The 12,210-nt window shown below is 71.7% G+C and carries 8 protein-coding genes; 4 read left to right on the forward strand and 4 right to left on the reverse strand.

Annotated elements, in window-relative coordinates:
- Positions 1–40: 40 nt before the first annotated feature.
- Positions 41–3,373, reverse strand: a complete 3,333-nt coding sequence (locus OIE67_RS53640; RefSeq protein WP_326634883.1) for a glycosyl hydrolase family 95 catalytic domain-containing protein — start codon at positions 3,371–3,373, stop codon at positions 41–43.
- Positions 3,374–3,571: 198 nt separating this feature from the next.
- Between OIE67_RS53640 and OIE67_RS53645 the strand changes: the two genes are divergently transcribed.
- Complete coding sequence (locus OIE67_RS53645) at positions 3,572–4,060, forward strand: MarR family winged helix-turn-helix transcriptional regulator (protein WP_326634884.1); 489 nt, start codon at positions 3,572–3,574, stop codon at positions 4,058–4,060.
- A 118-nt stretch (positions 4,061–4,178) separates the two neighbouring features.
- Positions 4,179–5,657 (forward strand): MFS transporter, encoded by a 1,479-nt coding sequence (locus OIE67_RS53650; protein WP_326634885.1) that lies wholly within the window; start codon positions 4,179–4,181, stop codon positions 5,655–5,657.
- Positions 5,658–5,712: 55 nt separating this feature from the next.
- Here OIE67_RS53650 and OIE67_RS53655 read toward each other — a convergent pair whose 3' ends face one another.
- Positions 5,713–7,533: a rhamnogalacturonan lyase gene (locus OIE67_RS53655; protein WP_326634886.1), complete on the reverse strand. Its 1,821-nt coding sequence runs from the start codon at positions 7,531–7,533 to the stop codon at positions 5,713–5,715.
- A 401-nt stretch (positions 7,534–7,934) separates the two neighbouring features.
- On the opposite strand from OIE67_RS53655, the gene OIE67_RS53660 reads away from it, so the two are divergent.
- Positions 7,935–9,482: an N-acyl-D-amino-acid deacylase family protein gene (locus OIE67_RS53660; RefSeq protein ID WP_326634887.1), complete on the forward strand. Its 1,548-nt coding sequence runs from the start codon at positions 7,935–7,937 to the stop codon at positions 9,480–9,482.
- A gap of 67 nt (positions 9,483–9,549) precedes the next feature.
- On the opposite strand, the gene OIE67_RS53665 is transcribed toward OIE67_RS53660, so the two are convergent.
- The gene (locus OIE67_RS53665; protein ID WP_326634888.1) at positions 9,550–10,026 is read right to left on the reverse strand and encodes a GNAT family N-acetyltransferase; all 477 of its coding nucleotides are present in this window, start codon (positions 10,024–10,026) and stop codon (positions 9,550–9,552) included.
- Between the two features lie 129 nt (positions 10,027–10,155).
- Between OIE67_RS53665 and OIE67_RS53670 the strand changes: the two genes are divergently transcribed.
- Positions 10,156–11,370, forward strand: coding sequence for a cytochrome P450 family protein (locus OIE67_RS53670; RefSeq protein WP_326634889.1), 1,215 nt, complete (start codon positions 10,156–10,158; stop codon positions 11,368–11,370).
- 50 nt (positions 11,371–11,420) lie between these two features.
- Here the strand turns inward: OIE67_RS53670 and OIE67_RS53675 are convergent, their stop codons facing one another.
- A complete protein-coding gene (locus OIE67_RS53675; RefSeq protein ID WP_326634890.1) occupies positions 11,421–12,131 on the reverse strand; it encodes a hypothetical protein in 711 nt (236 codons plus the stop codon).
- Positions 12,132–12,210 lie beyond the last annotated feature (79 nt).

Raw genomic sequence — 12,210 nt, forward strand, 5'->3', positions numbered from 1 at the left:
CGATCGTAACCATCGGGGGATGGACGCTGGTCGGCGTCGGTTACTTGAAGGTCAGGGTCTGCCAGGTTTTCACCTCCGCAGCGGAGAGGGCTCTGGCGAGGATGGCGGCTCGGTCCACGGCGCCGGTCAGGCGTTGGCCGCCGTTCTGGTCGGCGGCGAAGCGCAGGGAACGGGCGGTGCAGCCGGTGATGCCGTCGGTGCCGGTCTGGGCGGTGGCCCTGAGTTCGCCGTCCACGTACGCGGTGAGCGTGCCGGTGCGGTCGAGGGTGACCACCACGTCGATCCAGCGGCCGGTCGGCAGGGTGGCGTTCAACGCGGTGTTGGCGCCGGCGCCGATGAAGCGCAGCGTGTTGTCCGGGGTGACGTCGATGAGCACGCCATCGGTGCCGGGGTCGCCGGACACCTGCGAGTCGAACAGGCGGCGGTAACCGGAGCCGGCGATCTTGACCTCGGCCGCGAACGTGGCCTCCCGCACCAGGCCGAGGGTGGTCGCGCCCGTCGTCAGGTAGGTGTCGCCGTCGAGGACGAGGCCGCTGCCTGTGGGTGCGGTGGTGTCGTAGGCGGGGGTGCCGGTGACGGTGGCGTCGCGGCCGTTGCCGGAGGTGTCGGCGACGGTGCCGCCCTCCTCCGGGTCCCAGGCGACCAGAAGAGAGCCGGGTTCGGGCGGCGGGCAGGGGTCGAGCCCGAGTACGGCGGTCACCGAGCTCCGCCACGACCCGGTGACCGAGCCGGTGAGCACGGCGCGTCGGGAGCCGTCCGCCGGGCCGGGGGTGACGGTGAAGACGGCGGTGCGCGTGCGGCCGGGGCCGGTGGCGGGCAGGTGGCGGGTGGCCGGCTCGACCGTCCAGCCCGCGGGCGCGGTGAGGGCGACGTCGGCGGCCGGTACGGCGCGCCGCCGGGTGGCGGTCGCCGTGACCCGCGCCTCGAACGGGGTGCCCGGGACGGCGGTGGCGGGCGCCTCCAGGGCGACGGCGGCCTCGTTCTGGATGGTGTACGCCTGACCGGCGCGGGCGTTCCAGGTGAGGGTGTCGCCGTCACGGCGCGGCTCGACCACGCGGCCCCGCTCGTCCAGGACGCGGTAACGGCCGGCGATGAACGGCGACCGGACCTTGAGCGGGCCGGACCTGCCGGGCCGCACGGTGACGGTGTCGGGCGCGCCGCCCTTCCAGGTGGCGTCCACGGTGACGTTCCCGCGGGCGCGCAGCCCGGTCACGGAGCCGTTCTTCCAGGTGGAGGGCAAGGCGGGCAGGACGTGGACGACGTCGTGCTGACTCTGCACGAGCATCTCGGCCATCCCCGAGGTGGCCCCGAAGTTGCCGTCGATCTGGAACGGCGGATGGGTGTCCCAGAGGTTGTCCAGGGTGGAGCTCTTGAGCTGTTCGGCGAGCATCTTGTGGGCGTGGTCGCCGTCCAGCAGCCGCGCCCAGAAATTGATCTTCCATGCCTTGGACCAGCCGGTGCCGCCGTCGCCGCGCGCGGTCAGCGTGACCTTGGCCGCCTCGGCCTCCGGCGTGCCCGCGGCGATCTGGTTGGCCGGGTGCAGGGCGTACAGGTGGGAGACGTGCCGGTGGGTGTCGGACCTTGCGTCCCAGTCGCTCTTCCACTCCTGCAGCTGGCCCCACGAGCCGACGCGCAGGCCGGGGTCGAGCTTGGCCAGGGCGGCGCGCACCTCGGCGCGGAAGCCGGTGTCCACGTTCAGCTTCTCGGCCGCGGCCAGGGCGTTGGTGAGCACCTCGCGGACGATCTGCTGCGACATCGACGCGCCGGCCGAGAAGTCGCCGTGCTCGGGGGAGTAGCTGGGCGAGGCGACCAGCCTGCCGTCACGCGGGTCGGTGTGCAGGAAGTCGAGCCAGAACTCCGCCGCGCCCTTGATCACCGGGTACGCGGTGTCGCGCAGGTAACCGGTGTCACCGGTGAAGCGGTAGCTGTCGTACAGGTGCTGGGTGGTCCAGGCGGCGGCCTCGGGGAACCAGAAGGCGGTGGCCCAGTCGTGCATGCCGGTGAACCCGTAGGGGTTGGTCTCGTTGTTGACCACCCAGCCGCGCGCGCCGTACATGTCCCGCGCGGTGATGCGGCCGGGGGCGACCATGGCGGAGATGTAGCGGTCGTACGGAGTGGTCGTCTCGTGCAGGTTGGTCTGCTCGGCGAGCCAGTAATTCATCTGCAGGTTGATGTTGACGTGGTAGTCGGCCGACCAGGGCGGGCTGGTGGAGTGGTTCCAGACGCCTTGGAGGTTGGCCGGCAGCAGGTCGTTCTCGCGGGAGGAGGAGATGAGCAGGTAGCGGCCGTAGGCGAAGAACAGCTCCTCCAGCGCCCGGTCCTCGCCGGCGTCGCCGCCGGTGTAGTCCTTGCGCAGCCGGTCGGTGGGGACGGCGGGCGTCGTGCCGCCGAGGTCCAGCTTCACCCGGTCGAACAGCTCGCGGTAGTCGGCGGTGTGCGCCCGGCGCAGCTGCTCGTAGCTCCTGACCGCGGCGGCGTCCACGGCCGCGGTGACCTTGGCGTGCGGGTCCGCGCCCCGGTAGGCCGGGTAGGCGCCGGCGTAGTCGGTGCCGGCCGAGAGCACGAAGACGGCGCTGTCGGCGCCGGCGACGGTGATCTCGTCCCCCGCGTCCGTACGGGTGCCGCCCTGCGCGATCACCTGCACCTGCGCCTCGAACCGCAGCCGGTTGTCGCTGAGCTGCCCGCGGATGGTGAGCCGGCCGCCGGCGGCGGTGACCGTCTTGTCGTCGCGCGGCGAGCTGTGGCGCAGCGTGAACGACACCTTGCCGGGCCGGTCGGCCGACAGCCGGCCGACGATCACGTTGCCCGGATTGCTGGCGAAGTACTCGCGCGAGTAGCGGACGCCGCCCGCGGTGTAGCCGACCCGGGCCACGGCCTCGCGCAGGCTCAGCTCGCGCCGGTAGGCGGAGGCGTCGGCGGGTGCGCCGGGAAGATCGAGATGCAGGTCGCCGAACGTCTGGTACGCCCCGAACCCCGTCTTGGGCTGGCCCAGTTTGGCCGCGACGTCCTCGGGGCTCATCCGGCCGTCGCGGTCGATCTGGCGCCGCACGTCATCGATGGCGCCGGGGCGCGGCGACTTCCAGTTGCCGAAGTCGTAGCCGGGGGAGCCGGGGCCGCCGGTCCACAACGTCTTCTCGTTGAACTGGATCCGCTCGGAACCGACCCCGCCGAAGATCATCGCGCCCAGCGGGCCGTTGCCGATGGGCAGCGCCTGGGTCTCCCAGTCGGTGGCGGGCTGGTCGTACCAGAGGGTCAAGTCATCGGGTGTCTGACGGTCGTCGATGACGGCCTGGGCGGGGGCGGGCAGTCCGGTGGCGAGCAGCAGTGCGGCGAACAGGACGGAGTCGAGGCGGCGTCGTGGGGGGTGGGTCACGGATCTCTCCGATCACACGGAAACCTTGACCTTAGGAGATAGCACCGAAACCTGCCTTTAACAAGAGTTGACATCCGATGTATGCGTCGCGGGTGCCGCCCTGCTCGTCCAGTGCGGGGGACGGGCGGGAGGTCCGATGACTGTGGACGTCAGTTTGCGGATAATCCGGTCCGGAACCACTTGGGTAGGCTGAAGGGCATGACCGCGATGGCCCCCGCCCGTACCGAGACCGATCTGTCGTTCCTGCTCGACCACACCAGCCACGTGCTGCGGACGCGCATGGCCGCGGCGCTGGCCGAGATCGGCCTGACCGCGCGCATGCACTGCGTGCTGGTGCACGCGCTGGAGGAGGAGCGTACCCAGATCCAGCTCGCCGAGCTCGGCGACATGGACAAGACCACGATGGTGGTGACCGTGGACGCGCTGGAGAAGGCCGGCTACGCCGTGCGCCGCCCCTCCAGCGCCGATCGGCGCGCCCGGATCATCGCGGTCACCGACAAGGGCGCGGAGGTCGCCGCGCGCAGCCAGGAGGTCGTGGACGGCGTGCACCGCGACGCGCTCGCGTCCCTGCCTGACGACGAGCGCGAGGTGCTGGTCCGGGCGCTGAACCGGCTGGTCGGAGGGCACCTCGCCACCCCGGTGGAGAGCCCGCAGGTGGCCCGCAGGGCCCGCGAGCGGCAGCGGTAGCTCCGAAGGTGCGCGAAAACTAGGTCCGAAACATATCGTCTGTAACGGAACCATCTGTTACGGTCTCTCCTGTCGATGTCGCCGGCGTCGACGTGCCGAACCTTGATCGGGAGAGACCGTGCCGTATTCGCCTGACTCGCGCTGGACCGCACTGGGCGTGCTGTCCGCCACCGGATTGATGACCATCCTCGACGGCAGCATCGTGACCGTCGCGCTGCCCACGATCCAGCGGGATCTGGGCTTCACGCCCGCCGGGCTGAGCTGGATGGTCAACGCCTATCTGATCGCCTTCGGCGGGTTGCTGCTGCTGTCGGGCCGGCTGGGGGACCTGATCGGCCGCCGGACGATGTTCATGGCCGGGAACGTGATCTTCACGGCCGCGTCGTTGCTGGCCGGCGTGGCGGGCGGCCCGGGGATGCTGATCACGGCCCGATTCCTGCAAGGAGTGGGCAGCGCGATGGCCTCGGCGGTCGTGCTGGGCATCCTCGTGACGCTGTTCACCGAGGCGCGGGAACGGGCGAAGGCCATCGCGATCTTCAGCTCCACCGGGGCCGCCGGTGCCTCCCTGGGCCAGGTCCTGGGTGGTGTGCTCACCGACGCCTTCGACTGGCCGTGGATCTTCTTCATCAACGTGCCGATCGGCGTGCTGACCATCGCGCTGGCCGTCCGCGCGCTGCCCGCCGACCGCGGGATCGGCCTGTCGGCCGGCGCCGACATCGCAGGCGCCGTGCTGATCACCTCCGGGCTGATGCTGGGCATCTACACCGTGGTCAAGGTGGAGGAGTACGGCTGGCTCGCCGCCCACACCCTCGGCCTGGGCGCGCTGGCGCTGGCCCTGATCGCCGGGTTCGTGGTGCGGCAGGCCACCGCCAGGACCCCGCTCATGCCGCTGCGCATCCTGCGTTCGCGCAACGTGGTCGGCGCCAACGTCGCCCAGATGTTGTCCCTGTCGGGCATGTTCGCCTTCCAGGTGCTCTTCGTGCTCTTCATCCAGCAGGTCCTCGGCTACGGCGCCCTGGAGAGCGGGCTGGCCCTGCTCCCGGCCGCGGTCGGCATCGGGTCGATCTCGCTGTTCGCCTCCGCCCGGCTGAGCGCCCGGTTCGGGGTGAAGGTCGTGCTGCTGGGCGGGCTGGCCATGCTCACGGCCGCCATGCTGCTGCTGACCCGGATCCCCACGGACGCCGGGTACCTCACCCACCTGCTGCCGGTGATGCTGCTGATCTGGGGCGGCGGCCTGGTGCTGCCGGCGCTGGCCACGCTGGGCATGTCGGGGGCGCGGGAGAGCGACGCCGGCCTGACCTCGGGGCTGTTCAACACCACCCAGCAGGTGGGCATGGCGATCGGCGTGGCGGTGCTGAGCACGATGGCCGCCGGACGCACCGAGGGGCTGCTGGCCGCCGGGCAGGACCGGGCGGCGGCGCTGACCGGCGGCTACCAGCTGGCGTTCGGCATCTCGGCCGGGCTGCTGCTCACGGCCTTCGTCGTGGCCGCCGTCGTCCTGCGCGGGCCGTCGCGCCGCTCCGGCGGCGTGGGGAGAGCGGTGACCAGGGCCACCGCGACCGCCGAGCCGGCGGCCGAGGACGCGACGACCTCCTGAGGTGGGGGCGCGGATGGCGCGGTGGCCGGGGCCGCCGCGCCTTCCGCCGCCTGGGTCAGCGTACGTAGATGTCGGGCCTGGCCGGCGTGGGCATGCGGTCGCCGAGGAAGAAGCCGGTGTGCGGCGGCTGGTTGTAGGCCGTGTTCTGCCAGGCCACCGAGACCCGGTAGAGCGGGTCGTGCATGAGGGTGAAGATGCGCCGGTCCGTCGGGATCGGCGTGGAGTAGATGCGCAGCGCGCGGTTGTCGGTGGTGGGCCAGACGACCTCCTCGCGCCAGTCGCCGAACAGGTCGGCCGACAGCGACGGCGTCGCCTTGGTGCCGTTGTTGGAGTGCACGCCTGAGGCGGTCAGCAGGCGGGTGTCGGAGCTGGTGCCGTACTTGTCGATCCTGGTCTGGTCCAGCAGCTCCCTGACGGGGTCGCCGTCCCACCAGGCCAGGAAGTTGACCGAGGACGGTTTGCGGCCGGCGTTGTTGCCGGTGACGCTGCGCAGGTTGCCGTCGGCGGCCGACCAGAACTCGCCGGCGACCCGGACCGTGGAGATGTCCCCGGCCACGCCGCGGCCGTTGTCGGAGCCCGAGGCGGTGGACCAGAGGACCGAGCCGTTGCCCGGGTCGATGTAGAGCGAGCCCGGCTGGGAGGTGGACTCGCTGACCTTGAAGTACTCCAGCCCGGCCCTGGCGGGGTCGAAGTCGCCGAGGTGCTGGGCGTCGCCGTGGCCGGTGCGGGTGCTCCACATGCCGCTGCCGCTGTCGTTCACGGCCATCGCGCCGTAGACGATCTCGTCGCGGCCGTCGCGGTCGATGTCGCCGACCGACAGGCTGTGGCTGCCCTGGCCGGCGTACTGGGAGCCGGCCGAGTTGCTGTCGAACGTCCACCGCTTGGTCAGCGAGCCGTTGCGGAAGTCCCAGGCGGCGATGACGCTGCGGGTGTAGTAGCCGCGGGCCATGATGAGCGAAGGACGCTCGCCGTCCAGGTACGCCGTCCCGGCCAGGAAACGATCCACCCGGTTGCCGTAGTTGTCGCCCCAGGAGGAGACCGTGCCGCGCGGCGGGTCGTAGGCGACCGTGGACAGCGCGGCGCCGGTCTGGCCGCTGAACATGGTCAGGTATTCGGGGCCGCTGAGCACGTACCCGCTGGAGTTGCGGTGATCGGCGCTCGAACTGCCGATCACGGCGCCGCGGCCGTCCCTGGTGCCGTCGGCGGTCTTCATCGCCACCTCGGCCCGGCCGTCGCCGTCGTAGTCGTACACCTGGAACTGGGTGTAGTGGGCGCCGGCCCGGATGTTGCGGCCCAGGTCGATGCGCCACAGGCGGGTGCCGTCGAGGCGGTAGGCGTCCACGAACACGTTGCCGGTGTAGCCGGACTGGGAGTTGTCCTTGGCGTTGGACGGGTCCCACTTGAGCACGAGTTCGTACGTGCCGTCGCCGTCCATGTCGCCCACGCCGGCGTCGTTGGCGCTGTAGGTGTAGCCGACGCCGTCCGGGGTGGTGCCTCCCTGCGGGGGCTGGATGGGGACGTCCAGGTAGGCGCCGCCGGTGAAGCGGCGTGAGGCGGGGGAGGCGGGCTGCTCGGCGCCGCCGGTCACCGCCCTGACCGTGTACGAGGAGTCGGCGGCGGCGCCGTCGTCGAGGTAGTTGGTGGAGGTGGCGAGGCCGGAGGCGATCCTGGCCGAGCCCCGGTAGAGGTTGAAGGTGACGCCGTCGGGGTCGGTGCCGAGCAGCCGCCACGAGACGAGGTTGCCGGATCCGGACCGGACGCTGATCAGGCCCCGGTCCAGGTCCTCCATCTGTTTGGTCGGCGGTGCGGCGTGGACGGGGACCGCGGTCGCGGCCAGGGCCAGGACGGCCGCCGCGGCGGCCAGGTGCAGGCGCATGATGGTCTCCTTCGCGGATGGTAAGCGCTTTCCCGACGGGCGGAGAGAAAGTTTCATGGGTGCGGCGACCGGGGTGATAGCGCTAACAGGGCGGGTGGGAGGGGCAGAGCTGCGGGAACGTGCATGGGAGCTCCTCGCCGGTGGTGAGCGCGGGTGCGCGTATTAAAGCCAGCGGTCACGTGATCCGCAAGGGCGTCGGAGCGACGGGCCGGCCGAGCCGCGGCCGGGACCCCGTGATTCGCATGCGTCACGCGACCGGGGACTGCGTGGTTCGCACGCGTCACGCGGCCCGGGGGACTCCGTGAGCTGAGAGCGTCTTCGTGTGTCCGGCCAATGCGGGACACGTTGTTGGGTGGCCGGCCACAAGAATTCCCGGCTCGGGTGGGTGTTGGGTGGTGGGCATGGTCGATCTCATCCTGCGTGGCGGAACGGTGTACGACGGTCTCGGCTCTCCGGCCGTCGTGAGCGATGTCGCCATCACCGGCGACCGGGTCGTCGAGGTGGGCCGCGACCTCGGGAGCGCGCGGCGGGTGATCGACGTGTCCGGGCTGGCGGTGACCCCCGGGTTCGTGGACGCCCACGCGCATTCGGACCTGGTGCCGCTGATGGCGCAGGCGCAGCCGTTCAAGCTGCTGCAGGGCGTCACCACCGAGGTCAACGGCAACTGCGGCTTCTCCTACGCCCCCGACGCCTCCGCGCTGGAGGAGCTGACCGGCGAGGAGGTGCCCGACTGGACGTTCGCCCAGTACCTGGACGCCATCGCGGACGCCGGGCCGACCAACCACGTGGCGACGCTCGTCGGGCACTCGACGCTGCGCGGGGCCGTGGCCGGGTTCGACGAGCACCTGCGCGAGGGCGACCTGGACCGGATGTGCGAGCTGGCGGCGGCAGCCTTCACCGCAGGGGCGTGCGGGCTGTCGAGCGGCCTCATCTACCCGCCGGGCAGCTACGCCGGCACCGCGGAACTGGTGGCGCTGGCCACGGTGGCGCACGGATACGGGGTGCCGTACACGACGCACATGCGCGACGAGGGCGCCGGGCTCGCCGCCGCGCTGGACGAGGCCGTCGAGATCGCGCGGCGGGCCCGCGTACGGCTGCAGGTGTCGCACTGCAAGGTCGCGGGCCGGGCCAACCACGGGCAGGCCGGCATGCTGCTGGCCAAGCTGCGCCAGGCCCGCCTCGAAGGGGTGGACGTGAGAGGCGACCAGTACCCGTACCTGGCGGGGGCGACCATGCTCGCCGCGCTGCTGCCCCCGTCGGCGCTGGCCGGCGGCCAGGTGCGCGACGTGCTCACGGACCCCGCCGGGCGGGCCCGGCTGCGCACCCTGGCCGAGTCAGGAGGGACCGGCGCCGGGCTGTGGCAGGACGCCGCCCCTGACGCGGTGCTGGTCACGGCGCACGCCGAGGCGGCTCACTCCGGCCGCACGCTCGCCGCGATCGCCACCGACCCGGCCTTCACCCACCTCGAAGGGGACGCGTGGGAGGTCGCGTGCGCGCTCGTCGCCGCCGACCCGGCCGCCACGATGGTGGTCTCGCTGATGTCCGAGGAGGACGTGACCGAGATCATGCGCGATCCGCTCATCGGCGTCGGTTCCGACAACGGGACGCCGGTCGGGCTTGAACACCCGAGGACGTGGGGCTGCTTCCCGCGCTTCTTCGGCACGTACGTACGCGAGCGGCGGCTGCTCCCCCTGGAGGAGGCGGTACGCAAGGCCACCTCCGCGACCGCCGACCAGTTCGCCCTGCACGGGCGGGGCTGGCTCGGCCCGGGCTCCTGGGCCGACGTCTGCGTCTTCGACCCGGACACGATCGGCCATTCCGGCACGTACGCGGACCCGTCCGTCCAGCCGTCCGGCATCGCGTACGTGCTGCTCGAAGGACAGCCGGTGGTGGAGTCGGGCGAGTTCACCGGCGAGCGCAGAGGACGCGTCCTGCGCGCCGGGCAGTGACCGGCGCCGGGAGGGCGAGGGCGTGCGGCCTACGACCTCTCCAGGCTCCCAGCGGACCTCCGGGTGCTCACGCGCGGTGGCGCTCCCAGCGGACCTCGCCGTCCTCCCACCGTTCCGTGGGGCGCAGCCCGGCCGCGGTGGCGACGGAGGCCGAGGCCGCGTGGTCGGGGTGGATGTGCGCCACGACCGTGTCGACCTCCCGTTCCATCAGGTGCTCGACCAGGGCAGTGGCGGCCGCGCGGGCCAGCCCGCGGCCCTGCCACGGAGTGCCGACCACCCAGGCGACCTCGGCCGTACGACCGTCGATCGTGGCCTGCACGTAGCCGACCAGCCGATCCTCCGCGCGCAGCCGGATCACCCAGTTGCGCCAGCCGGGCGGCCCCGAGGTCTGCCGCTCGTAGCGGGTGCGCAGCTCGGACTCGGTCAGCGGTTCGCCGCCGATGAACTCGTGCAGGGCCAGGTCGGAGAGCACGCCGGTCATCTCGCCCGCGTGGTCAGGATGGAGGGGAGTGAGGACGAGGAGCGGCGTCTCGATGCTGTCCATCCGCTCACGATAGGGCTGCGCAAGTGGCGCTGTCGGCAGGTGTTGGCGGCCCAGGGGTGACAACGTACGACCTTGGCCCGTACCAGGGCGAAGCGGAGAGTTGAGTAGACCTCTACGCGGGAGACTTCGATGACACTGCAGATTCCGACGCCCGGCGAGCGGATCTCCGAGACGATCAGCCGTTTGCGGGACACGGCGGGGCCGGTCGTCCGCGTCGAGCTCCCGGGTGAGGTCGGCGCGTGGATCGTGAGCTCGTTCGAGACGGTCGAATACGTCCTCACCAACGACGGCACGCTGTTCAGCAAGAACCCGCGCAACTTCCCCGCGCTGAACGACGGCACCATCCCGCCCGACTGGCCGATCCGCCAGGTCATCTCGGGCGACCACCTGCTGGTCAAGGACGGCGCGGACCACCGGCGGCTCCGAGGGCTCGTCAACCGCGCCTTCACGCCCGGCCGGGTGCAGGCCATGGAGCCCCGCATCCGGCAGATCACCGACGAACTGCTCGACCGGATGGACGGCCGGGACGGCGTGGTCGACCTGGTCCGGGCCTTCAGCGAGCCGCTGCCGATCGCGGTGATCTGCGAGCTGTTCGGCGTGCCGGAGGACGAGCGGCACCTGATCCGCGGCTACACCAACGTGCTGCTGTCGCACACCGCCACGCCGGAGGAGGCGGCCGCGGCCGGCGGCGGGCTGCTCGGGTACCTGGGCGAGTTCATCGAGCGCAGGCGGGTGGAACCCGGCGACGACCTCACCACGGGCCTGATCCGGGTGCAGGAGGAGGACGGCGACCGCCTGTCCGACGAGGAGATGGTCTGGCTGCTGTGGCTGGTTCTCATCGCCGGCCACGAGACGACCGTGCATCTGATCGCCAACACGGTCATCGCCCTGAGCGCGGATCCCGACCAGCTGGTCAGGGTTCGGGCGGACGACGCCTGGGAGGACGTGGTCGAGGAGGCGCTGCGCAGCCGCAACTCCGTGGTCAACGTCTTCTTCCGGTACGCGCTCGAAGACGTGGTGGTGGCCGGGACCACGATCCCGGCGGGCGAGCCGGTCATCGTCACGCTCGCCGGGGCGGGCACGGACCCGGCCAGGTTCGGCCAGGACGCCGCCCGCTTCGACGCCACCCGCGAACCGGACGTGCACCTCGGCTTCGGCAGGGGACCGCACTTCTGCCTGGGCGCGCCGCTGGCCCGGCTGGAGGTGCGGATCGCGCTCGAGTCCCTGTTCGGCCGGTATCCGGAGCTGCGGCTGGCGATCAAGGAGGACGAGATCGCCTACACCTCCTCGCTCATCACAGAAGGCCCGTTGGAACTCCCCGTCATCCTGGGCCCCCGCACCTGACCACCCCGCCCGCCCGGTGACCGCCGCGCCCGGGCGGTGCGGGGAGTGGGTCAGTCGCCGCTGAGGCTGTTCAGCAGGTCGGTGACGCCGATGGCGTCCAGGAGTGAGGTCGGGGCCTGGTCCTCCTGGCCCACCTGGTACATCTGGTCCTCCTGTGGGACCTGGCCCGGCTGGGCGGGGGGCAGGCAGGGTGCCGGGGCGGCGATCAGGGAGTCCACGAGTTGCTGCACGCCGAGGGCCGACAGCAGCGACTTCGGGCGCGGCGCGGTGGGGGCGCAGGCCTGCTTGCTGGTCGTGAAGAGCGTTTCGAGGTATCGCGCGACCCGCTCAGGGTCCTCCTCGGGCGGCAGCAGCGAGGTCGTGGTGTGGTTGGTGCCGTGGCTGCAGACGACCGCGTTGTAGATCAGGCCCTCCATCGTCTCCCCGTCCTGCTCGGCCGTCCCCGGGGCCGGAGTGACGGGTGGCGTCGGAGCGGGAGCGGGGATCGCGGGCGGCGCATACGGATTCGCCGTCCCCGCGCCCGGCCCGTAGGCGCCCTCCATGGTTCTGAGGCCCGCGACCGAGTCCATGAGCCCGCCGACCACGTCGGCGGTGACCGTGCCCAGCCACGGCGGAGGCGGCGTGACGTTCACGACCCTGCCGTCGTGGGTGGTGCACTCGACGGGCGGGAAGGCGGCTTCCTCTTCCGCGTTCGCCGTCCCTGCGGGTGCCAGCAGCACGGCGGAGGTCGCGACGAATAGGGCAATGGCCTGCCTGGACATGATGCTCCCTGTAGGGCGATGATCGGCTTTTCGAAGCGATCATTACCCTTGGTGGTGGTTCGGTTACTCCATAGTTGGA

This window comes from Nonomuraea fuscirosea, from assembly GCF_035917475.1.
GTDB lineage: Bacteria > Actinomycetota > Actinomycetes > Streptosporangiales > Streptosporangiaceae > Nonomuraea > Nonomuraea fuscirosea.

Bases quoted from the DNA above. Each gene is read 5' to 3' on its own strand.
- OIE67_RS53645 (WP_326634884.1), top strand. From the start codon at position 3,572: ATGACCGCGATGGCCCCCGCCCGTACCGAGACCGATCTGTCGTTCCTG.
- OIE67_RS53655 (WP_326634886.1), bottom strand. From the start codon at position 7,533: ATGCGCCTGCACCTGGCCGCCGCGGCGGCCGTCCTGGCCCTGGCCGCG.
- OIE67_RS53660 (WP_326634887.1), top strand. From the start codon at position 7,935: ATGGTCGATCTCATCCTGCGTGGCGGAACGGTGTACGACGGTCTCGGC.
- OIE67_RS53665 (WP_326634888.1), bottom strand. From the start codon at position 10,026: ATGGACAGCATCGAGACGCCGCTCCTCGTCCTCACTCCCCTCCATCCT.
- OIE67_RS53670 (WP_326634889.1), top strand. From the start codon at position 10,156: ATGACACTGCAGATTCCGACGCCCGGCGAGCGGATCTCCGAGACGATC.
- OIE67_RS53675 (WP_326634890.1), bottom strand. From the start codon at position 12,131: ATGTCCAGGCAGGCCATTGCCCTATTCGTCGCGACCTCCGCCGTGCTG.